This window comes from Peribacillus frigoritolerans, from assembly GCF_004358755.1.
GTDB lineage: Bacteria > Bacillota > Bacilli > Bacillales > Bacillaceae > Bacillus_P.
In genome coordinates, this window is record NZ_SMZY01000009.1 from 1 (window position 1) to 21,718 (window position 21,718).

General features: G+C 42.0%; 21 protein-coding genes and 2 tRNA genes. All 23 read right to left on the reverse strand.

Features of this window, described 5'->3' with window-relative positions:
• Positions 1-326 precede the first annotated feature (326 nt).
• The 23 genes from lysS to E2R53_RS22175 all read right to left on the reverse strand — a co-directional run bounded on the left by lysS (position 327) and on the right by E2R53_RS22175 (position 21,713).
• A complete protein-coding gene (gene lysS, locus E2R53_RS22065; protein ID WP_070877679.1) occupies positions 327-1,826 on the reverse strand; it encodes a lysine--tRNA ligase in 1,500 nt (499 codons plus the stop codon).
• Between the two features lie 92 nt (positions 1,827-1,918).
• A complete protein-coding gene (gene dusB / locus E2R53_RS22070) occupies positions 1,919-2,920 on the reverse strand; it encodes a tRNA dihydrouridine synthase DusB (RefSeq protein ID WP_133313821.1) in 1,002 nt (333 codons plus the stop codon).
• Positions 2,921-2,935: 15 nt separating this feature from the next.
• Complete coding sequence (locus E2R53_RS22075) at positions 2,936-3,142, reverse strand: helix-turn-helix domain-containing protein (protein ID WP_070877677.1); 207 nt, start codon at positions 3,140-3,142, stop codon at positions 2,936-2,938.
• Positions 3,094-3,618: a 2-amino-4-hydroxy-6-hydroxymethyldihydropteridine diphosphokinase gene (gene folK, locus E2R53_RS22080; RefSeq protein ID WP_133313822.1), complete on the reverse strand. Its 525-nt coding sequence runs from the start codon at positions 3,616-3,618 to the stop codon at positions 3,094-3,096. The genes E2R53_RS22075 and folK overlap by 49 nt, the downstream gene beginning before the upstream one ends.
• The gene (gene folB / locus E2R53_RS22085; RefSeq protein ID WP_133313823.1) at positions 3,615-3,977 is read right to left on the reverse strand and encodes a dihydroneopterin aldolase; all 363 of its coding nucleotides are present in this window, start codon (positions 3,975-3,977) and stop codon (positions 3,615-3,617) included. The genes folK and folB overlap by 4 nt, the downstream gene beginning before the upstream one ends.
• A complete protein-coding gene (gene folP / locus E2R53_RS22090; RefSeq protein ID WP_133313860.1) occupies positions 3,970-4,827 on the reverse strand; it encodes a dihydropteroate synthase in 858 nt (285 codons plus the stop codon). The genes folB and folP overlap by 8 nt, the downstream gene beginning before the upstream one ends.
• A gap of 15 nt (positions 4,828-4,842) precedes the next feature.
• A complete protein-coding gene (gene pabC, locus E2R53_RS22095) occupies positions 4,843-5,706 on the reverse strand; it encodes an aminodeoxychorismate lyase (protein WP_133313824.1) in 864 nt (287 codons plus the stop codon).
• 4 nt (positions 5,707-5,710) lie between these two features.
• Positions 5,711-6,298: an aminodeoxychorismate/anthranilate synthase component II gene (gene pabA, locus E2R53_RS22100; protein WP_133313825.1), complete on the reverse strand. Its 588-nt coding sequence runs from the start codon at positions 6,296-6,298 to the stop codon at positions 5,711-5,713.
• Complete coding sequence (gene trpE / locus E2R53_RS22105) at positions 6,295-7,728, reverse strand: anthranilate synthase component I (protein ID WP_133313826.1); 1,434 nt, start codon at positions 7,726-7,728, stop codon at positions 6,295-6,297. The genes pabA and trpE overlap by 4 nt, the downstream gene beginning before the upstream one ends.
• A gap of 133 nt (positions 7,729-7,861) precedes the next feature.
• Positions 7,862-8,785 (reverse strand): cysteine synthase A, encoded by a 924-nt coding sequence (gene cysK / locus E2R53_RS22110; RefSeq protein WP_133313827.1) that lies wholly within the window; start codon positions 8,783-8,785, stop codon positions 7,862-7,864.
• A 106-nt stretch (positions 8,786-8,891) separates the two neighbouring features.
• Positions 8,892-9,803, reverse strand: coding sequence for a peptidyl-prolyl cis-trans isomerase (locus E2R53_RS22115; RefSeq protein WP_133313828.1), 912 nt, complete (start codon positions 9,801-9,803; stop codon positions 8,892-8,894).
• Positions 9,804-9,826: 23 nt separating this feature from the next.
• Positions 9,827-10,705 (reverse strand): Hsp33 family molecular chaperone HslO, encoded by an 879-nt coding sequence (hslO, locus tag E2R53_RS22120; RefSeq protein ID WP_206197421.1) that lies wholly within the window; start codon positions 10,703-10,705, stop codon positions 9,827-9,829.
• 19 nt (positions 10,706-10,724) lie between these two features.
• Positions 10,725-11,492 (reverse strand): type III pantothenate kinase, encoded by a 768-nt coding sequence (locus E2R53_RS22125; protein WP_133313830.1) that lies wholly within the window; start codon positions 11,490-11,492, stop codon positions 10,725-10,727.
• Between the two features lie 219 nt (positions 11,493-11,711).
• The gene (gene ftsH / locus E2R53_RS22130) at positions 11,712-13,646 is read right to left on the reverse strand and encodes an ATP-dependent zinc metalloprotease FtsH (RefSeq protein ID WP_133313831.1); all 1,935 of its coding nucleotides are present in this window, start codon (positions 13,644-13,646) and stop codon (positions 11,712-11,714) included.
• Between the two features lie 103 nt (positions 13,647-13,749).
• The gene (gene hpt / locus E2R53_RS22135) at positions 13,750-14,292 is read right to left on the reverse strand and encodes a hypoxanthine phosphoribosyltransferase (protein WP_070877665.1); all 543 of its coding nucleotides are present in this window, start codon (positions 14,290-14,292) and stop codon (positions 13,750-13,752) included.
• 21 nt (positions 14,293-14,313) lie between these two features.
• Complete coding sequence (gene tilS, locus E2R53_RS22140; RefSeq protein ID WP_133313832.1) at positions 14,314-15,699, reverse strand: tRNA lysidine(34) synthetase TilS; 1,386 nt, start codon at positions 15,697-15,699, stop codon at positions 14,314-14,316.
• A gap of 141 nt (positions 15,700-15,840) precedes the next feature.
• Positions 15,841-16,827: a protein kinase domain-containing protein gene (locus E2R53_RS22145; protein WP_133313833.1), complete on the reverse strand. Its 987-nt coding sequence runs from the start codon at positions 16,825-16,827 to the stop codon at positions 15,841-15,843.
• A complete protein-coding gene (locus tag E2R53_RS22150) occupies positions 16,793-17,530 on the reverse strand; it encodes a VWA domain-containing protein (RefSeq protein WP_133313834.1) in 738 nt (245 codons plus the stop codon). The genes E2R53_RS22145 and E2R53_RS22150 overlap by 35 nt, the downstream gene beginning before the upstream one ends.
• Before the next feature lie 121 nt (positions 17,531-17,651).
• Entirely contained in the window at positions 17,652-20,132 is a 2,481-nt protein-coding gene (spoIIE, locus tag E2R53_RS22155; RefSeq protein ID WP_133313835.1) for a stage II sporulation protein E, read from the reverse strand.
• 205 nt (positions 20,133-20,337) lie between these two features.
• Positions 20,338-20,409 (reverse strand) — tRNA-Glu (locus tag E2R53_RS22160).
• A gap of 8 nt (positions 20,410-20,417) precedes the next feature.
• A tRNA-Met gene (locus E2R53_RS22165) sits at positions 20,418-20,494 on the reverse strand.
• Between the two features lie 304 nt (positions 20,495-20,798).
• Complete coding sequence (locus tag E2R53_RS22170; RefSeq protein WP_070877661.1) at positions 20,799-21,251, reverse strand: S1 domain-containing RNA-binding protein; 453 nt, start codon at positions 21,249-21,251, stop codon at positions 20,799-20,801.
• Between the two features lie 81 nt (positions 21,252-21,332).
• A complete protein-coding gene (locus tag E2R53_RS22175; protein WP_133313836.1) occupies positions 21,333-21,713 on the reverse strand; it encodes an FtsB family cell division protein in 381 nt (126 codons plus the stop codon).
• Positions 21,714-21,718: the final 5 nt, after the last annotated feature.

Genomic DNA, 21,718 nt, shown 5'->3' on the forward strand with positions numbered 1-21,718 from the left:
GCCAGCGTTCGTCCTGAGCCAGGATCAAACTCTCCGAAGAAAATTTGTGACTCAATTTGTTGCTGACTTAAAAATTTAAAACGTTTGGTACGCTTTTGGTTTTGTTTAGTTTTCAAAGATCATTTGCTTCAAGAGCAGCTTTATTATAATAACAAATTCGTTTTAATAAGTCAAGCACTCTTTTCAACTTTTTGTTTTTCTGTTTGTCCGCTTTTTTTGCGGCAACGTTTAATAATATATCACCGCTAACACTATTAAGCAAGCCTTTTTTACAAAAAAATAAAATAAAAAAACCTCCGTCTTTAAACGGAGGTTTTTAACCTATATTAACGATGTCTCATATGCGGGAATAACAATACATCTCTAATAGAAGATGAGTTTGTCAGAAGCATAACAACACGGTCGATTCCGATACCAAGACCGCCTGTTGGAGGCATTCCGTATTCCAAAGCTTCAATGAAGTCTTCGTCCATCATATGCGCTTCGTCGTTTCCTTGTTCTCTTTCTTGGAGCTGTGCTTCAAAACGCTCCTTTTGATCAATTGGATCATTTAACTCTGTAAATGCGTTCGCATGTTCGCGAGCTACAATGAATAGCTCAAAACGATCAGTAAAACGAGGATCTTCATCATTCTTTTTCGCAAGAGGAGAGATTTCAACCGGATGACCAAAGATAAATGTCGGTTCAATTAAATGCTCTTCTACTTTTTGCTCAAAGAATTCATTGATGATATGGCCAACCGTCATATTCTTGTTGATTTCAACATTATGCTCAGCTGCATGCGCACGCGCTTCTTCAACGGTCATTTCCTGCCAGAAGTCTACACCTGTACGCTCTTTAATTGCATCAACCATGTGCAGTCTAGTCCACTCAGGCTGCAGATCAATCTCATATTCGCCATAAGTCACTTTTGTAGATCCTGTTACCTCTTTTGCAATATGAGCAATCAGGTTTTCAGTTAGCGACATGATGTCTCTATAGTCAGCATAAGCCTCATAAAGCTCAATCATAGTGAATTCAGGATTATGGCGTGTAGAAATACCTTCGTTTCTGTACACACGGCCAATTTCATATACTTTTTCCATTCCGCCCACAATAAGTCTCTTCAAATGGAGCTCAATCGCGATGCGCATGTACAATTGCATATCAAGTGCGTTGTGGTGCGTTACAAACGGACGTGCTGACGCTCCGCCTGCAATTGTATGCATAGTTGGAGTCTCAACCTCTAAGTATCCGTTTTGGTCCAAATATCGGCGCATAGACTGAATGATCTTGCTGCGTGCGATAAATGTGCTTTTGCTCTCGTCGTTCATGATTAAATCAAGGTATCTTTGACGGTAGCGCTGCTCGATGTCTTTTAAGCCGTGAAACTTGTCTGGAAGAGGACGCAATGATTTAGTCAGCAATTCAAAGCTTGTGACTTTAATAGAAAGCTCGCCCACTTTTGTTTTGAACATAACACCTGTAACTCCGACAATATCCCCTAAGTCAGCTGTGTTGAAAAGCTCATATTGCTCATCGCCTACAGCATCCTTGCGAACATAGATCTGAATTTGCCCTTCGATGTCTTTAATGTGAGCGAATCCCGCTTTGCCTTTGCCGCGCTTTGTCATGATTCTTCCGGCAAGCGTGACAGAGATTTCTCTTTCTTCAAGATCTTCTTTTGAAATTTCACCGTACTCGCGCACCAATTGTGCTGTATAACCCGTACGCTCGAAGCGTTTGCCGAATGGATCCAATCCTTTTTCGCGCAATGTATGTAGTTTTTCCCTTCTCACTTTCAGCTGGTCATTCAGTTCTTCGTGGGTTAATTCTTCGTGACTCAAAAAAATCAGCTCCTATTCTATTAGTTATGAACGAAAGCAGAAAAACTGCCAGTTCAAACTGGCAGTATGCAATCGCTGCGGTGGAAGACAGATTATCCTGCCTGAATACTGTTTTGTTGTTTTGCTTCTACCTCTAATGTAAACTCATCAATCAAGTTTACGAGCCCATCTCTTGTTTCCATTGTATTAATGGCGTTTCTTACGATGGCGTTGCCGCGGATTCCTTTAAGGTACCATGCCGCATGCTTTCTCATTTCTCTGACAGCAACTGTTTCACCTTTTAACGCGATTAAGCGGTCCAAGTGCAGCTTGCAGACATCCATTTTTTCACGTACTGACGGCTCACCGATCAATTCTCCCGTTTCAAGGTACTGAACTGTACGGTAAATCATCCATGGGTTTCCAAGAGCCGCACGGCCGATCATGACGCCATCCACACCTGTTTCATCAAGCATTTTTTTTGCGTCCTGGGGAGTTTGAACATCGCCATTTCCGATAACAGGAATATTGACGGATTGTTTAACCTCTTTAATGATATCCCAATTTGCTGTTCCTTCATACATTTGAACTCTTGTTCGGCCATGAAGCGCTACGGCTTTTCCGCCAGCTCTTTCAACTGCCTGAGCATTTCTGACAGCATAGATATGCTTGTCATCCCAGCCCATACGCATTTTAACAGTAACCGGTTTTTCAACAGCTGCGACAACAGCCGAAACCATGTCGTATATTTTGTCTGGATCAAGGAGCCATCTTGCACCTGCATCACATTTTGTGATTTTAGGTACAGGGCACCCCATATTAATATCGATAATATCTGCAGTCGTATTCTTATCTACGAATTTAGCCGCTTCTACCAATGTGTCCTTTACCCCTCCGAAAATTTGAAGGCTTAATGGTTTTTCGCGCTCATCGATATAAAGCATGCCCATCGTTTTTGCATTGTTATATAGAATCGCTTTATCGCTGACCATTTCAGCACAGACGAGACCCGCTCCAAATTCTTTTACTGTCAGACGGAATGCAGAGTTGCAGACTCCAGCCATCGGCGCAAGAACAACGCGGTTTTTCATTTGAATATCGCCTATTTTAAACATTGTAGACCTCCCTTCTTAATCTCTTGGTGATAATTCTTCTATGGTGACATTCAGCGCGGCCGCTACTTCTTGTATCAACTGATCATTCGGCAGTCTGTTTCCCCGTTCAACTTCACCTAAAACAGACACGGAAATACCCAGGTCTTTTGCAAAGCCCTCTTGAGTATATCCTTTTAGCTTTCGAAAAGCGCGAATACGTCTTCCCCATTTTTCTGCTTCCATATTCGTACTCCTTTTTTATCTGTTAATTGATCTATAATCATCGAAAGCGGCTGCTCGCTGTTTGGAATCCTTATATCTGGCTGTATCTCATAAAGCGGTATTAATACGAACGAACGTTCCAACATTCTTGGATGAGGAATAATTAGGTGCTCTGTTTCAATATTTTCGTGATTAAACAATAAAATGTCAAGGTCTAAAGTTCGGGGACCCCATTTTACTTCTCTTTTTCTCCCAAGCTCTTTTTCAATATTCTGCATAACATCGAGCAGCTGAAACGCTGTTAAATCCGTGCGGACGGAGAGCACCATGTTCAAAAATGCATCCTGATCTTCGTAGCCTACTGGATCCGTTTCATAAATAGAGGAAATACCTTCTACCTCTATGTCCGAATGGTCATTCAGGCTTAGGATGGCATCTTTTACATAACGCTCTCTGTCTCCAATATTAGAACCAAGTGCAAGATAGGCTTTGTTCATGCGCGGCCTCTCCCGATTTCAACCGCAACGTGCTGATAATGTCCTGCGATTGGAGGGTCCGGCTTGTACAGTTTTACCGTGCAATGACTTACCTGCTGAAATTCCTTCAGCACTTTTTCAGCAATTTTTTCCGCTACAGATTCTACAAGCTTATATGGCTTGCCTTCTGCAATGTCTTTACAGATGTTATAGAGAGAAGCATAGTTCACTGTATGCTGAAGATCATCCGTGCGTCCCGCTTCGCGCAAATCAAGCTCAACTGTGAGGTCTGCGCGGAAGCGCTGGCCGAGTTTTGTTTCTTCCGGGAATACCCCGTGATACCCGTAGAACTCCATGCCGCTTACAAAAATTTTATCCATGAACAGCCGCCCCTTTACCAAGCATCGCATCCATCATTTTAGCCATTCTTGCAATGCCCTGAACATCATGCACACGCACAATGCTGCATCCTTTTTCAATGCCGAGGCACACTGTAGCGCCCGTTCCTTCCATTCTATCAGAAGGAGGCAGGTCCAGAATGCGGCCAATGAAGGTTTTCCTTGATGTTCCCAGAAGAACCGGATAGCCAAGCTGCGAAAATGTTTCAAGGTTTCTCATGACAACAAGATTATCTTCCATTGTCTTTGCAAAACCTATACCCGGATCTAAGATAATCTTATCATCCTGAACACCAGCCCGCTTGACAATTTCTACACTTTCATTAAGATCGGCAATCATATCAGAAATCAGGCTGCCGTAATTTCGCTTTGGCCGATTATGCATTAAAACAATTGGGACATTGTATTTGGCCGCTACAGCAGCCATATTAGGATCTGCTTTTGCTCCCCACACATCGTTGATGATAGTTGCTCCCGCGAGAATAGCCTGTTCTGCGACATCCGCTTTATACGTATCGATAGATATTGGCACATTGATGACCTTAGAAAGTTTTTCAATGACCGGAACCACTCTTTTAATCTCTTCAGCAGCATCAACATACTTCGCCCCCGGACGCGTGGATTCACCGCCAACATCAATGATATCTGCTCCTTCAGAAATCATCACTTCTGCATGCGCAAGTGCAGCATCTATATGATTAAATTTCCCTCCATCAGAGAAAGAGTCCGGAGTAAGATTTAAGATTCCCATAATAAAGGTTTTCTCGCTGAGGTTTAATCTATAAGGGCCGCATGATAATTCTTTTTTATTGTCCAGTAATGTCGTATCCATCATCTCATCAATCCTTTACAGCTCATATCTGCTTTTCAGCAGCATTGTACTTTGCTTATACTTCTTCTGTAGTGTTTGCGTAATTTCACCTTTTTTCCCTAAAAAAGAGTGGGAACCAACTTCTTTTAAAGGAATGATCTCCTGAACAGAATTGACTGCAAATACCTCATCAGCCTTCAGCAGATCTTCTGCTAAATAGAAACCTTCTTTCACCTGAACACCGCTTTTTTCTAAACAGCGAATGACAAACTGGCGGGTAATCCCATTTAGAATCCCAGTATCAATTGCAGGGGTATAGACGATTTGGTCTTTTGCCCAAAAAAGATTTGATACAATCCCTTCTGCCACAAAACCTTCTTTCGTTAAAAAAATACCTTCAATTGATGGTTCATTGCCGATTTCATGCTTGGCCAAAACATTATTAAGATAATGATGTGACTTCAAGCGCTGCTCTCCCTCAGGGGTGTTACGGGGCAGTGACAAGATGCGCCCGCACTTTTCAAAGTCCTCAGGCATTTCAGGCAGCTTCCTCATAAAGAGCATCACAGTCGGCTTCATATATTCCACTGCACCAAAGGCAAGCCCGCCGGCGCCAGCAGAAACATTTAAACGAACTGAAACGTCCTCATTCTCCAGCTGATTCAGGACAAGCAGCTTGTGAATTACTTCCTCAATTTGCAGACCGGACAGATCTAAGTGGATATGAAACTCTTCCAGGGCACCCCGGAGACGGTTCAAATGATCGTCCAGCAAAAAAGGGTGCCCCTTATACAGCCTGAATGTTTCAAATGCCCCTAATCCATACAGATATCCATGATCAAAAGGAGAGATTTTCGCATCCTCAGCTTTTACATAACCTGAATTAAGGTAAATATACATATCGTTAAACCGGTTTTTTGGACGGCTGGTAAGTTTTGATGAAATTGCCGAGTAAATGTTTCCCGAAAGAAGTCATAATCGATTCAGGATGAAATTGCACACCTTCAATCGGAAGAGTTTTATGTCGAATCGCCATAATTTCATCTTCATCTGTCCAAGCTGTAATCTCAAAGCACTCAGGCAATGTTTCTTTTTTCACAATTAAGGAATGATAGCGCGTTGCGGTAAATGGATTTTCGATACCCTGAAAAACCGTTTTTCCATCGTGATGCATCTCTGATGTTTTTCCGTGCATTAGCCGTTCCGCACGGACAACATCACCGCCAAATACCTGGGCAATGGATTGATGCCCTAGGCACACCCCAAAGATAGGGATTTTCCCTGCAAAGCGCTCGATGGCAGCAAGACTGATTCCCGCTTCGTTAGGACTGCACGGCCCTGGCGAAATCATCAGGAATTCGGGAGCAAGCTCTTCAATTTCATCCAAAGTGATTTCATCGTTCCTGCGGACAAGCAGTTCTTCACCAAGCTCTCCTAAATACTGCACTAAATTAAACGTAAATGAATCATAATTATCAATCATTAAAATCATCTTTCTCTCACCTCTGCTGTCATATTCTCTTCTTCACTCAGCTCTTTTGCTCTCAGTAAGGCCTGCGCCTTTTTCAATGACTCTTTGTATTCATGCTTTGGATTTGAATCAATGACAATCCCCGCTCCTGACTGGATGTAGGCATGTCCATCCTTTGCAAGCAGTGTGCGAATGACTATGTTCAGCTCCATATCACCATTATATCCAATCCAGCCGATTGATCCCGTATATATGCCTCTGCGTGATGGTTCGAGCCCTTCAATGATTTCCATCGTTCTAATTTTCGGCGCCCCAGTTATCGTGCCTCCAGGAAAAACACCTTTAAAAACGTCGATATAGTCTTTGCCCTCAGCTAATGTTCCTTGGACATTTGATACAATATGCATGACGTGCGAATACTTTTCAATGACCATGAACTCATTTACTTCAACCGTTCCGTATTTGCACACCCGGCCTAAATCATTTCTCTCGAGATCGACGAGCATAACGTGCTCTGCCCGTTCCTTTTCATTTTCAATCAGTTCATTTGCAAGCTTTTTATCTTCTTCTTCATTTTCCCCTCTGGACCTGGTTCCTGCAATAGGGCGCGTGCTTGCCTTTTCTCCATCAATTTTTACTAAAAGCTCTGGAGATCCGCTGACAATCTGGAAATCCTTTAATTCCAGATAGGCCATATAAGGAGAAGGGTTTAATTCTCTTAGGGTTTCATATACTTTTAGCGGATGAACTCCGAGTGGCTGCGTTTGCCTGACGGATAAGTTCACTTGAAAAACATCGCCGCTCTCAATATATTCTTTGATTTTCTCTACTGCTTCCATAAATGATTCTTTAGTAAAAGCACCCTTTAACGCATCCGCTCCAGGCTCAGCGGCCGGTTTATGAATAAACGGCTCAGTGTGCTCCTCAGTCCACCTGTGTTCCATTACAGCAAGACGTTTCTTCGCCTCTTCTACTTCATTATCCGCAGGGTAATGGGTAATGAACCAAATTTCATGCTTTTGGTGATCATAAACAGCAAGATCATCAAACAGCAGGAAAAATAGATCAGGTGTTTCAAGATCATCTTCTGAATGCCGATCCAGCTTTTCGAAATATCTTACACAATCGTAGCTGAAGAAACCAATGGCTCCTCCCTGGAAATCCGGAAGCTCTTCATCTTTTACAGATTTATAAGCAGAGAACCAATCTCTGAATACATCGAGCAGATTCCCTTTCCGTTCTTCTGCAGAATCTTTCACTTGTATGTTTAAAACAGAATCTTTCCCTCGTACTATCGCTGCAGGCTTAAGTCCTGCAATGCTGTACCGTCCGCCTCTGCCGCTTTCTAAAAAAGCATGATACTCCTCATGTTTTGATAGATGCTGATATTGTTTAAAGAAATCAAGATTGTATGCCGTTTTTTTTGCGAGCGGCTTTCTCTCAAGATGCATCTGGACCCTCTCCTTTAAAACTCATACTTTCATTTTACCTAAAACACAAGAAGATTACATGATGAAAATATTGAAAGGAGAGGAAACTGAGCGGCAATATAGAAAAAAACAGCCCGGGGGCTGTTTTTTATTTTTAATCAAATTGATAAAGCGGAGTGCTTAAGTATCTTTCGCCGTTGCTTGGAATAATGGCCAGCACTTTTTTGCCTTTGCCTAATTCTTTCGCAACCTGCAATGCCGCTTTAATGGCTGCACCTGAAGAAATTCCTCCAAGCAAGCCTTCTTCTTTAGCAGCTTGGCGGGCCACCTCAAATGCTTCTTCATTTTTAACGGTAATGACTCCGTCGTAAATGTCTGTTTTTAAGATATCAGGGACAAATCCTGCGCCGATGCCCTGAATTTTATGAGGACCTGGTTTACCGCCAGACAATACCGGTGAGTCTGAAGGCTCAACTGCATAGATCTTAATGTCCGGATAAGCTTCTTTCAGCACTTCACCCGCACCAGTGATCGTACCTCCAGTTCCGATACCTGCAATAAATGCATCAAGCTGATCGCCCATTTGGCTCACAATTTCAGGACCTGTTGTTCTGCGGTGAACTTCTGGATTTGCTTCATTTTTAAATTGCTGAGGCATGAAGTAGCCATGTTCTTTAGAAAGCTCTTCAGCTTTTCGAATGGCTCCGCCCATTCCTTCAGGACCTGGTGTGAGCACAAGCTCAGCTCCGTATGCTCTTAAAAGATTACGGCGCTCCATACTCATTGTCTCAGGCATAACCAAGATTGCCTTAATGCCTTTGGCAGCAGCAACCATTGCTAAGCCAATTCCCGTATTGCCGCTTGTCGGCTCAATAATCGTATCTCCTGCTTTAAGCAGACCCTTTTCTTCAGCTGCCTCAATCATCGCCAGTGCAATCCGGTCTTTTACGCTGCTGCCCGGATTCATGAACTCAAGCTTCAAATAAACATCAGCACTATTCTCTTCTACGATTCGATTTAACTTCACTATCGGTGTTTCCCCAATCAGTTCGTGTATAGAATTTGCTACACGCGTCAATCTGACCACCTCTATTTCCGAGTATTTTTATTGGCTTTATAAAGAATGTACCAAAACTCAGTCTGAATTGTCAATCTTTTCTTACTTTTCGAATAGGACAAACTGCTTATTCTTTAGAGGCATTGTCTCCATAAAACCACGTAACCCCCGCCTCTTCCCATAACGGTTTAACGGATACAGCAGATTCCATTTGCTCCAGTGCAATCTGCCTTCTCATTTGATTTTTCACATCTTCGTATGAATACTGAACTCCATCAAGCTTTTCTTTTAATAAAAGGACAGAATAGCCAAGATCACTCTTAATCGGCTTACTCCACTCATCAACCTTCAGCTTCTCAGCCTCAACAACATATTGCGAGGGAAGATAATCATTATTCTCTGACACAAATCCAAGCTCCCCGCCCTCATTTGCAGTGAATTCATCAATTGATTTTTCTGAGGCCAGAGCTTCAAAGCTTGAGCCGCCTTTTAATTCCTCTATCACTTTTAAAGCATCTTCCTCTGTCTTCGTTACAATATGAAATAAGTGATACGAATCTTCAATGGAATACAAGTCTTTGTTGGAGTCATAATAGGCTTTTAGTTCCTTATCAGATATTTCAACATCCTTTGTTAACAATTCTTCCAGCAGAATGCTGTACCTGATTTGCTCGCGCAGCTCTTTAGTATCTGTAAGATGTTCATTGTCAAGCGAGTTGTACATGGATTTGTATATCGTAAGCTCGCGGTCAAGTTCTTTATCCGGAATCTTGATGCTGTGCTTTTCAGCAAGCTCCTCAACTACTGTAAAATTAATCATCTCTTCAAGGGTTTCTTTTCCGAAACGCTCTTCAAGCTCAGCCATCCAGTCTTCCCTTGTAATTTCTACTTTTCCGACCACAGCAATTGACTCCGATTCCTGGTTTTTACCAGAAACAACAGCTGCCATACTGTTATCTTTAGATAAGAAATACGCCAAGGTAAAACAATTAATGATGACAAGACCGAAAATGATTGGCCATACTGTTTTTCCGCTCATTTCTCCATCTCCTGTTTCATTGTTCAGTTTGAGGCGCTTTCTTTCAGCTCTGTTAATTCTTCTTTATTAAAATGGTATCTTTCATTGCAAAAATGACATTCTGCTTCTGCTTTGCCATCCTCTTCAATCATGCTTTGAATTTCTTCTGCACCGAGGCTGATAATGGCATTCGCAATTCTATCGCGGGAGCAGGGACAATGGAACGCAACAGAATGTTTATCAAGAAGCTTCACATTTTCTTTTCCCAATACTTCAAAAAGAATTTCTTCAGGAGTTAATCCTTTTTGAATTAATTTCGAGATTGGCTCAACACTTCCAAGACGTTTTTCGATTTCTGTAATCGTTGATTCATCTGTACCCGGCATTAATTGAATAATGAATCCTCCCGCTGCAAGGATGGTATTATCCGGATTCACTAGTACGCCAACACCCACAGAAGAAGGAACCTGTTCTGAGGATACAAGGTAATAAGTAAAATCCTCGCCTAATTCACCAGATACGATCGGAACAGAACCAGTAAAATGTTCTTTCATTCCAAGATCCTTCACAATCGAAAGCATTCCTGAAGTACCTACCGCTTTTGCGACATCAAGCTTGCCTTTTTCGTTAAGATCAAAATGAGTTTGAGGGTTTGTGACATAGCCTCGCACCTCGCCTTTTGCATTGCTGTCTACAACAATGACACCGATAGGCCCGCCTCCCTCAACTTTAATCGTCATTTTGTTCTCGCCTTTAAGCATAGATCCAAGCATAACCCCAGCTGTCATAGACCGGCCTAAAGCTGCTGAAGCAGTCGGCCACGTCTGGTGTCTCCTTTGCGCTTCTCCTACTGTGTCTGTTGTTTTAGCTGCATATGCACGCACTTGTCCGTCAAACGCAAGTGCCTTGACTAGATAATCCAATGTAATCTCACCTTCCAAATTATATGTTGTTTCTTTCATAAATAAGCTGCAGGCCCTTTAACGTGAGAAAAGGATCGACAATTTCAATTACACTTGATTCTGATGCAATCAATGATGCCAGTCCTCCTGTAGCAATAACCTTAGGCTCTGCTTTTGCCTGTTGTTTCATTCTATTAACAATACCTTCGACTTGTCCTACATAGCCAAATAAAATACCGGCCTGCATCGCACTTACTGTATTTTTTCCGATAATATCATCCGGTCTTGCAATTTCGATTCTCGGAAGTTTGGCAGCACGTGAATATAACGCTTCTGTCGAAATGTTAATTCCGGGGGCAATAGCTCCCCCCATATATTGTTTTTCCTCATTGATATAACAATAGGTTGTCGCTGTCCCAAAGTCTACAATAATCAATGGTCCTCCGTATAAGTGAATGCCCGCTACTGCATTTACAATACGGTCAGCCCCGACCTCACGCGGATTCTCATATTTTATGTTCAGACCCGTTTTAATTCCCGGTCCAACAACTAAAGGCTTTTGCTTAAAGTACTTTGAGCACATTCTCTCAAGTGAGAACATTATTGGAGGAACAACCGACGAAATAATAATGCCTTTTATGTCGGAAAGATGTATGCCTTCATGCTCAAATAATGATTTGATCAGCATGCCAAATTCATCTTCCGTTTTGTTTCTTGTCGTTTCAATACGCCAGTGATGTTTTAATTCATCACTTTCAAAAACGCCTAAAACCGTATTTGTATTCCCTACATCCAATACTAAAAACATATGTATCACCACTTTGTCTAGTTTCTTTTACCAATCCAGGGTTCTTTCTTTTCAATCATATCATATGAGTTAAGGATTCGAATCGGTTAAAAATAAGAACTGAATCCATTTTTATTCCCCGAAATAAACGACATCTCCATTTTATTCTTTTTAGAAGATGAAATGCAAAAAGAAAGAACCGCAAGCTCATAATGAACTTGCGGTTCTCTCCCATATCACTTAATCTTCTTTGCGATCTTCATGTATTTCTGATGTTTGTTCTTCATCCTTTTTCGGGAGGATGTTTACTTTCACATCTTCTTGTTTTTTATCAAGAGCTGCAGCAGGACGTTCCGGCAATGTGCCATGATCCACAAGATGTTTAATTTGTTCTGCATCTAGTGTTTCAATTTCAAGCAGCGTTTGAGCAATCAGCTCTAATTTATCACGATTCTCAGTAAGAATCTTCTTAGCACGCTCATAGCTTTCTTTAATGAAGCGCTGCACTTCCATATCAATTTCATGTGCAATGGCATCACTATAGTTCTGCTCGCTGTTGAAATCGCGTCCTAAGAACACTTGTCCTTGCGATTGTCCAAATTGCAATGGTCCAAGCTTATCACTCATACCAAACTCCGTTACCATGCGGCGGGCAATGCCTGTCGCACGCTGGAAGTCATTGGATGCTCCTGTGCTGACTTCGCCGAATACGATGTCCTCAGCCACACGGCCTCCAAGCAGTCCGGTAATTTTATCAAGAAGCTCAGGCTTCGTCATAAAGTAACGATCCTCTTTCGGAAGCATAACCGCGTACCCGCCCGCTTGACCGCGCGGAACGATTGTTACCTTGTGCACCATATCAGCCTCATCAAGAATCACTCCGATAATTGTATGCCCTGCTTCATGGTAGGCAACAATTTTGCGTTCTTTTTGAGAAATAACACGGCTCTTCTTCGCAGGACCAGCAATTACACGGTCTGTTGCCTCATCGATATCAGTCATATCGACCTTTTTCTTATCACGGCGTGCAGCAACAAGTGCAGCCTCATTCAGCAAGTTTTCAAGATCTGCTCCTGAAAATCCAGGTGTACGTGCAGCGATTGATTTTAAGTTAACAGATTCATCTAAAGGCTTGTTTCGGGCATGAACTTCCAGAACTGCTTCACGGCCTTTAAGATCAGGACGGTCAACCGTAATCTGACGGTCAAAACGGCCTGGACGCAATAATGCAGGGTCAAGGATGTCAGGGCGGTTCGTAGCAGCAATCATGATGATTCCTTCATTTCCGCCGAAACCGTCCATTTCAACAAGCAATTGGTTAAGTGTCTGCTCACGCTCATCATGGCCTCCGCCGAGACCCGCGCCGCGCTGACGGCCGACTGCATCAATTTCATCAATAAAGATGATACACGGTGCATTCTTCTTCGCATTCTCAAACAAGTCACGAACACGTGAAGCCCCTACACCGACAAACATTTCAACGAAATCTGATCCGCTTATAGAGAAGAATGGCACGCCAGCCTCTCCGGCAGCAGCACGAGCAAGAAGCGTTTTACCCGTTCCAGGAGGTCCTACAAGAAGAACACCTTTAGGAATACGTGCACCAAGCTCTGCGAATTTACGCGGATCCTTCAGGAATTCCACGACTTCTATAAGCTCCTGCTTCTCTTCATCTGCACCTGCAACGTCTTTAAATCTGACCTTTTTCTTTTCTTCGCTGTAAAGCTTGGCTTTGCTTTTTCCAAAGTTCATGACACGGCTGCCGCCGCCCTGAGCCTGGTTAAGCAAGAAGAAGAAAAGAATGAAGATAATGACAAAAGGTATGATGGATGTAAAGAACGTTACCCATCCGCTGGTTTCTTCTGCAGGCACGAACTTAACGGTCGTTTTACCCTGAGAAGCAGCGTCCACACGGTCTAATGCTTTGTCGCTTAATACATGAGTGACAAATAACTCATCATCTTTATAATCATTCAACTTACCTTTTACTTCATATACCCCGCGCAGCGGCTGAATCGTTATTTCTTCAACATCCCCAGCCTCAAGTTCGGAAATGAATTTGCTGTAAGTTAATGGTTCAGTTTTTGTATTGTTCCCTTGGAAAAAACTGACGACTCCAATTACCACTAAAAAGATTAATAAATAAAATATGGTATTACGGAAGATCCGATTCATTCCTTACCTCCTCCCACAGTAAACACAACTATTTTAAATAGTATCATAGAAAATCATGGCAATACAACTAATTAGCCATTTGTGTACTTGACAAAATCAAGCGTCATTTATTTTGATAAATTTCAGGCTTCAGTACGCCGATGTACGGAAGATTGCGGTAGCGTTCAATGTAATCCAAGCCATAGCCGACTACAAATGCATCCGGCACTTCAAAGCCTACGTAATCCGCCTGGATATCAGCTTTGCGTCCAGTCGGTTTATCTAGCAGCGTTACAATGCTGATTGTTTTTGCTTTGCGGTAACGGAAAAGCTCAACTAAGTAGCTTAAAGTCAGTCCGCTGTCGATGATATCTTCGATGATCAGAATGTCTCTGCCTTCAACTGAAGTATCCAAATCCTTAAGGATTTTAACTTCTCCGGAAGAGACTGTAGATGTACCATAACTCGAAACATCCATGAAGTCCATTTCCAAGTATGTATCAATGTTCTTCAGCAAGTCAGCCATAAAAGGCATAGCACCTTTTAAAACACCGATTGCAAGCGGAAAACGGTCTTTATATTCTTCCGTCAGCACTTTGCCCAATTCTTTTACTTTGACACTGATCTCTTCTTCTGTGATTAATACTTTTTCGATATCCTGCTTCATTACAAGTTGCCCCCTACAAAATCATTGCTCTTTATATTCCAGTACAATACAATCACCCTCGGTTAACCCGTATTCTTCAAAGGAAGATTTCTTAAGGCCGGGAAGCCAAAGGATATTACCGCTGCCATCTTCTAAAACAGGCCAGCTGTTTCTCTTATTGATCGGTACTTTAGCATCAATAAATATATCTTTTACTTTTTTCGTACCGTTCATGCCTTTCAGTTTGATTTTATCACCCTGCCTTCTTGTGCGGATAAGCAAGGGCTTGTTCAAAGAAGAATATGGCATGACGAACACATGGTTCCCTGACAGAACATCAGGACTCCTGTCCGAAATTTCACAAGTTATGATATACCCGTTTGGGAGGGCTGTGCGAGAAGGTATCTGCACCTGCATCTCATATGACTGGTCTGTGTTTTGTTCAAAAGTAAACAAACACGTTTGATAAGATTTGATTACTTTTAGACCGTCGGGGTAATCAAGTGAACCGGAAGGATGTTTTTGCGAGAGTAAGGACTGAAGACTCTCTATATGTATAGAAGAAAGGGAAGATGGAATATCTTCGTAAAGATAGTTTAATATTAGTTGAATACCTCTTCTTTGTAAAGGCATAGGCAGGGTTTTAAACATTTCAATATTCAGTTCAATTTCGTTCTTTTCTTTCCTTTTCAATACTGTATTCAATTTTTCTATCGTTAATTCCTGTAAGAACTGCTCATCTTCTCTAAATGTTCTGCTGAAAAACTGAAATCTCTCATGAACCTTAGGGTTTTCTTCCTTAAGAAACGGCAAAACATGTTTGCGGAAGCGATTTCTTGTATAGTCCTGCTTCTCGTTGCTTGGATCAAAACGCGGAGACAGCCCGTGTTCAAGACAGTACGCAAGAATTTGATCTTTAGTAAAGGATAAGAACGGACGAATGATTTTACCACTGTTAAACTCACGGATTTCAGGAATTCCGGCAATTGAAGCACCAAGTCCTCCTCTTGTCATTCTCATCAAAATGGTTTCAACCTGATCATCGCCATGATGCCCTAAAGCCAAAAACGCTCCATCATGTTTCTCCATTACCTTGCTGTAGAAAGAGTAGCGGCACTCTCTGGCTGCATTCTGAGCACTCATTTCCGGGTGCTTGCGCGCGAAATCAGGAACGTTGAGCTGAACAGCTTCACATAGAATTCCATTTGAGCGGCAATAGTGCTTAACAAATTCCATTTCTTCTTCTGATTGTGAACCTCTAAACATATGATCCACATGAGCAGCAATGATTGAAAGACGTAAGGATTGCTGAAACCTCATAAATAGATGAAGAAGGGCGAGAGAATCAGGACCGCCTGAAACCCCAATTACAACGGTGGCATCTTTTATATCGTTTACATTAAGAAAAGTCCGGAAACGTTCTAGCATGGCATTCCTCTTTTATAGCTGAATTTAATAAGTTTTTCCTAAAACGCAACAGTCTGAGAACGGTACATTCTAACATTCATACTATCACGCATACTTTGGCGTCTGCAAAAAAGAAGTCCCCCGTTCACATATTTATCAAATTTACATGAGATAGTGATATACATAGAACGAATAGATAATACATAAGGCAGCAATAATCAGGACCGTTTCGGCCCATCCGCTTACTCTGCTCTTCTTTTTAACCTGCACGCGCGTAGTTTTCTGTTGCTGGTTCTGAGCGGGCTGATTGACTGAAGCAGAGGGCTTTCTGCTCGGTTTTGGATAAAGAGACTGCAGAAAATCCTGTTTCATTTCAGAAGCATATTTGTATTTTCCCAAGATGGCATTTTTTAAAACGGCAGAATGCTGGCGCAGATATGGATTTGACTGAATAACAGCATCCAGCTGACCGTATCCGTCTCCCTGCTTTTTAAATCGTTTAGGGTATACAGAATTAATTACGATCATAGCGGCTGCAAACAGATCATACTCAGGATCCGCTTTACGGGTCCCAAGTCCCCAGTACCCTCTGTCAAAATAATCGGTGAACTCTTTTATCGATCTCCCCTGAAGCGTTGTTCCTCCAACATCTATAAACCTGAGCCGAACAGGCCTGTCAGCAACAATCAGATTCTCCGGCTTCAAGTCGCCGAAAACCCAGCCTGCCTGATGAAGCTCCTGCAGATTCGAGAGGAGCTGAATCGTTAAAACACCAATCCACTCATGTCCATTGTTCCCGATAAAATCAAGATATTGCTTTCCCTTAATATACTCCATAACATAAAAAGGAACTTGCGTTCGAGTCCTGGGATTCACCCAATCATCTACATCAATTAAAGCAGGTCCAAGGGAATTCCCCTGGACCTTTGAAAAGTGTTTAAGGACATTCACTTCAGAAGTAATGGACATGCTGTTCTCACTGACTTTGAGAGCTGAAAGACCATTTTTCCCCTCTGCTAAATAGACAATCCCTGTAGCACCCTGGCCAAGAGCTTTCACGATCCGGTATTGCTGATGATGCCACTTTCCCTTGATAATGGTGCCTGGTGCAGCTTTACATGTTTGATTCATTGAAGTATTGTTCATCATCTGAGAGCAAACTCCTTAAAGAACGCTTTTTCTTAAATGAGTGGATGCCGTCACGAATAGCCGGGCCGGTCGGTGTAATGCCGCCTGTAGTAAGTTTAGGAAAAATAGAGGAAAGAGATTCAAGTTTCGGTGTCCATTCTAAAATGGTTTCAACCTCTTCCTTTTTCCCAGGAAATACTGACACGGAAAATTGATTTTCCCCTATTCTCGAATTCAGACTGATGGATAAATCCAAAAGTGATTCTTTTACAGTTGGCAGCTTTGGCTTCATGCTTCCGCTCATATCTACTAAAATTAAAATCTCCATGCCGATCGTTTCGCCAAGCTCATCGACTACTTCCATCACCTCTCCCCGTTTTTCAGGAGAAAGCTCCTCCATCGTCACTTTCTTCCCGAGGATTTGCTGAAGTTCAGAATTGACCACGCCTTGCAGAGTCTGAGTCATCGCTTGTCTTGTCACCATTTGCACCGTTTGAGAAAGCTGATGGGCATAGACAATCTGGCTTACGCCTCCGCCCGACATAGCAATTCCTTCAATCTCATCGATTGCTTCCTGATCAATTACATTTTCTTCTACAATTCCGATCACGTTCACTGAAATTCCTTGTTCTTTCGCAAGAGCCGCCATCGCTATTGGATCTTCGCCGTGATTTGAGCAGCCGTCTGTTATAAGCAGAATTTGTTTTAACTTCCCTTTATTCATTTTAGTTTAGCCCCTCCTAATATTTTCATCCTCTTATCACCAAGGAAATAATGTACTACCATCCTCGCCAGGAAATAAGAGTTTTATACTTTAGAAGGGACTTGTATAAAGGGTGCTTCTTCTACATCACATTCTGTTTTTTATAGTGCTTGGACGTCGGTATAGAAGCCCATTTAGGGGTATTATGATCGATTTTGGCTACAACAACTGTCATATCATCTTCAATCTTGCCTGCTCTTGTCCGGATAACCTCCTCCATTATTAAATCTGCAACCTCCTGAGGGTCCATCGTCTCTAACTCCTTAATTTTTCTCTTCATCCATAAATCATGATTCTCCACATGCTTCGGCCCCTCAAAGATGCCGTCGCTCATCATAATCAGAAGGTCTCCGGCCTTCAGCTGCTCACCAACCACATCGACATCAAATTCATCGATGATTCCCATCGGCAGATTGCTCGCTTGAATTTTCATAATTTGATCGCCGCGTTTAATGAAGCTTGGAGTCGATCCAATCTTTAAAAACTTGCAGGTTGCATCCTGCAGATCCACAATAGCGAGATCAAGCGTTGAAAAGATTTCATCTGTGGTTCTTAAAGATAATATGGAATTAATTGTCTTGATCGCTACTTTTTCCTCAATTCCGGACTGCAGAATCTTTTGAAGCAGCTTGATCGTCTCATTACTCTCGAAGTGGGCCCTCACCCCATTCCCCATTCCGTCGCTGATCGCAATCGCATACTTTCCAAAGCCAAGTTCAATCGTTGAATAACTGTCTCCTGAAACAAGACCTCCTCCTTTTGCAGCATGAGCTACACCGGAATCAACCCTATATGTTCTCGAAGAACCAAAGGACACGTGACAGTATCCGTTCGGATAGCTCGAGCATTCTTCATGTTTCACGATTACTGACTCTTCCAGAATATCAGAGAGCATTGGTGCGATAATCTTCTCGCACTCACCGTGTCCATTGCAAAATGGAATGCTCATCTCGATATCAACGTTCCCCTGTTCCAGGCTGTAAATATCCACATGGCCGATTTCAATCCCAAAGCTTTGGAGCGCTTCAAGAATTTGTTCCTCCTGAACAAAATGGTTTTCCCTCTCCCGTTTTATTTCCTTTGCAAAATCCTCCATGACCTGCGAAACGCCCATCAGCTGTTCCGCTACAAGCCTTCTGCTCTCCTGCACCTGCTCTTTTAACTTTTCATTCGCGTCATAATAGTTGATTTCCTGATCAATAGCCTCCTCTACTTTCTTTGGTTTTGAGCAATATCTCTCAAATTCCTTTTTTAATTTCCGATTGCTATGATACGTATTCTGTTTGCTTTCATGCATAATTGTCTTCATAAAATCATAGGTTGTATCAAAGTTCTGCACCCAGCACCTTTCTTTTTTGAAACAGGTCTGACAGGTTTTTTCTGTTATCGTGCTTAAAAACAAGTCGGTACCCCTTTGATCTTCTGACTCTTCACTTTTTTCATAGAATGTGACAAAGCTTTCTGAAAGGGCATGGAATACTTGAGAGAATTGATCTACCCGATGTGCTGTTACATCCCTGATTTTTCTTACATACTGCTGCTGTTCTTGTGTATGTTCGTTTGTTCCTGGAATATGCTTGGCCAATTTATTTGTAATTGCCTTTGGTGTTAATAGAAATAACCCAATGGCAATGAGAGATTCTGATAAGTTTATCATCAGGTCTTTTGACCCTTCACCGTAAAGTGAAATAAGCAGAGAGCCGATTAACAGACCTATGGCTGCCCCAAATTTCTGCCCTTCTTTTAAGAGACCTCCAAGCAGGCCCGAGAAGGCAAGGAGACTCATTTGATAGAGATTGCCGACATTGGCGAGACTCAGGATTAATCCGGTTACAACGCCGACTGTACACCCAATGCTGGATCCTCCAATAAAAGCAAACAGAAGCACGATATATCTCGATAAAATATGTTCTGCCTGCAGTTCCTGGTAAGTGACTCCGACAAAACCGGTCAGCACGGAAGCAAGCAGAATCATAATGCAGATGATTTCTTCTATTTTAAGAGACTGCTTGTACTTTCTGGCAGATATAAGAGGCAGGCTTTGCATAAAGATCAGTGTCAGGATAAACGCAAGTCCTGACTCAACTCCCGCCATCATATAATCGTACAGCGTGAGTGAACCCTCCAAATAGAAGTAACCGATTCTAGTCACCATCATCGAGAGGAAAACAACAAACGGCAATGCTTTCATTTTATCTTTATAGAATAGAGAGATTACTTTTTTCATGATCAGAAAGATAAGAATAGAGGCTGTGACAAATAGGGAGGTCTGCCACGATATGGTGACAGCTCCTGAGATCAGGGCAAGCGAGGAGAATAGCGCTTTATCTTTTTTCATTAAAAGGACAGCGCCAAAGAACGGCAGTGCAAATGGAAGTACTTCCGTTAAAATAAGCGCCCTTCCCAGAAGAAAGCCGATCATCACATAAAGGAGGCCTTTATGCAAAAAGAGCAGCTGCATTCTTGTTCCCAAACGATGAACAGAACGATTAAACCATTGATGTGTCCTCTCAAGATTCACTTCCGTCATGGGCTCTATAACCCTTCTTTCTACCTTTTCCATATTTTCATTCCCCCACTTTTTAATGTTGTGGTTATTATATCGAAGGCAAAAAAAAGATTTTGTCAAAAGAAGGAAGCTCATCCCAAAAAACGTTCGACTGTTTTTTTGAATAGCGACAAAATGCCCGAAAAAGCTTTTTATTCTTATAAAGAAGAACAAAAAAACCCTGATTTTCCATTAAGGAAAATCAGGGTTTTTACAGTGATGACCCGTACGGGATTCGAACCCGTGTTACCGCCGTGAAAGGGCGGTGTCTTAACCGCTTGACCAACGGGCCGGAAAAAATGGTAGCGGCGGAGGGAGTCGAACCCACGACCTCACGGGTATGAACCGTACGCTCTAGCCAGCTGAGCTACACCGCCATTTTAACTGCCAAATGTTATTAGGCACAAGATATATAATACAAAGGATTTCGACTTTCGTCAACAAAAAATAGAAAGTTGAAATATTCAGTAAACATTGTCGGAATAAATAAGGACTATTTTTGAAATCATTCACTTATTTTGATCCGATAAAGAAATGCGGCTTTGCCTTAAAAACAGTCCCAAACATTCAGTTCAGCCAGCCTCCAGCATCTTTACTTTATGAAAAGAACCCATAAAAAAAGAAAGCACATTCGCATGTACTTTCTCTGCCGTTTCAGCATTTATATCAGATAGCAGCAAGTTAACCTCTTCTTGCTCCGCGACCGCCGCGCTTTGATTCTGTATTGCGTTTAAGTGATGATAAGCGATCCTCACTGTCTTTTAAGAACCTGCTCATCTTTTGCTCGAAATTCTCCTTAGGGCGGAATTCATTTGTGTTCGTTCTGCCTCTTGGACGATCTGAGCGGTTTGGACGGTCTGAGCGATTCGGGCGTTCTGAACGTTCTGGGCGCTCAGGACGATCAATTGCCTTTTTAATTGACAGGCCAATTTTTCCGTCTTTCTCTACATTGATGACTTTAACGGTTACCTCGTCACCGACTTTTAAGTGATCGTTAATATCTTTCACATAATTATCAGCAACTTCACTGATGTGGACGAGTCCTGTAGTGCCACCCGAAAGCTCTACGAACGCTCCGAAATTTGTAATGCCCGTTACCTTACCTTGTAACTTGCTGCCAACTTCTATCGACATAAAAAAAATGCTCCTCCTTAATAAACATAAAAAACTCATTTATTTAATTATACATAATCCAAAAATCAAGTGTCAACAACACTACTCTTTATCTTTGTTTGGCAACGTGAAGATAATCTCGTTGTCTTCAGATAAAAAATAGTCCCGACGAGCAATTTTAGCAATATACTCATCATCATTCAACTTTACGATTTCTTCCTCTAATACCTTTTCATCTTTTTGAAGCTCCGTTAATTGAGTTTTAAGTTCTTTTTTTTGATGAACCTTCTCATTAATGGCACTTGATTGAGATATGAGAGTCGTTAATACGATAACAGAAGTTACCGCCGCAATCAATCCAAATAATGTAAGCCGCCTGATCAATCCTCGTTTGCGCCTTTTTAATATCTGATCTTTCCGCTCCTGCTGCTGCATGTATTGTGATTGAAGCTGCGTAATTTTCCGATCTTTAGCGAGACTCATTCATT

Coding starts and splice junctions, on each gene's coding strand:
- dusB (WP_133313821.1), bottom strand. CDS start 2,920: ATGTTTAAAATAGGCGATATTCAAATGAAAAACCGCGTTGTTCTTGCG.
- E2R53_RS22075 (WP_070877677.1), bottom strand. CDS start 3,142: ATGGAAGCAGAAAAATGGGGAAGACGTATTCGCGCTTTTCGAAAGCTA.
- folK (WP_133313822.1), bottom strand. CDS start 3,618: ATGAACAAAGCCTATCTTGCACTTGGTTCTAATATTGGAGACAGAGAG.
- folB (WP_133313823.1), bottom strand. CDS start 3,977: ATGGATAAAATTTTTGTAAGCGGCATGGAGTTCTACGGGTATCACGGG.
- folP (WP_133313860.1), bottom strand. CDS start 4,827: ATGGATACGACATTACTGGACAATAAAAAAGAATTATCATGCGGCCCT.
- pabC (WP_133313824.1), bottom strand. CDS start 5,706: ATGTATATTTACCTTAATTCAGGTTATGTAAAAGCTGAGGATGCGAAA.
- pabA (WP_133313825.1), bottom strand. CDS start 6,298: ATGATTTTAATGATTGATAATTATGATTCATTTACGTTTAATTTAGTG.
- trpE (WP_133313826.1), bottom strand. CDS start 7,728: ATGCATCTTGAGAGAAAGCCGCTCGCAAAAAAAACGGCATACAATCTT.
- E2R53_RS22115 (WP_133313828.1), bottom strand. CDS start 9,803: ATGAGCGGAAAAACAGTATGGCCAATCATTTTCGGTCTTGTCATCATT.
- E2R53_RS22125 (WP_133313830.1), bottom strand. CDS start 11,492: ATGTTTTTAGTATTGGATGTAGGGAATACAAATACGGTTTTAGGCGTT.
- ftsH (WP_133313831.1), bottom strand. CDS start 13,646: ATGAATCGGATCTTCCGTAATACCATATTTTATTTATTAATCTTTTTA.
- hpt (WP_070877665.1), bottom strand. CDS start 14,292: ATGAAGCAGGATATCGAAAAAGTATTAATCACAGAAGAAGAGATCAGT.
- tilS (WP_133313832.1), bottom strand. CDS start 15,699: ATGCTAGAACGTTTCCGGACTTTTCTTAATGTAAACGATATAAAAGAT.
- E2R53_RS22145 (WP_133313833.1), bottom strand. CDS start 16,827: ATGATGAACAATACTTCAATGAATCAAACATGTAAAGCTGCACCAGGC.
- E2R53_RS22150 (WP_133313834.1), bottom strand. CDS start 17,530: ATGAATAAAGGGAAGTTAAAACAAATTCTGCTTATAACAGACGGCTGC.
- spoIIE (WP_133313835.1), bottom strand. CDS start 20,132: ATGGAAAAGGTAGAAAGAAGGGTTATAGAGCCCATGACGGAAGTGAAT.
- E2R53_RS22170 (WP_070877661.1), bottom strand. CDS start 21,251: ATGTCGATAGAAGTTGGCAGCAAGTTACAAGGTAAGGTAACGGGCATT.
- E2R53_RS22175 (WP_133313836.1), bottom strand. CDS start 21,713: ATGAGTCTCGCTAAAGATCGGAAAATTACGCAGCTTCAATCACAATAC.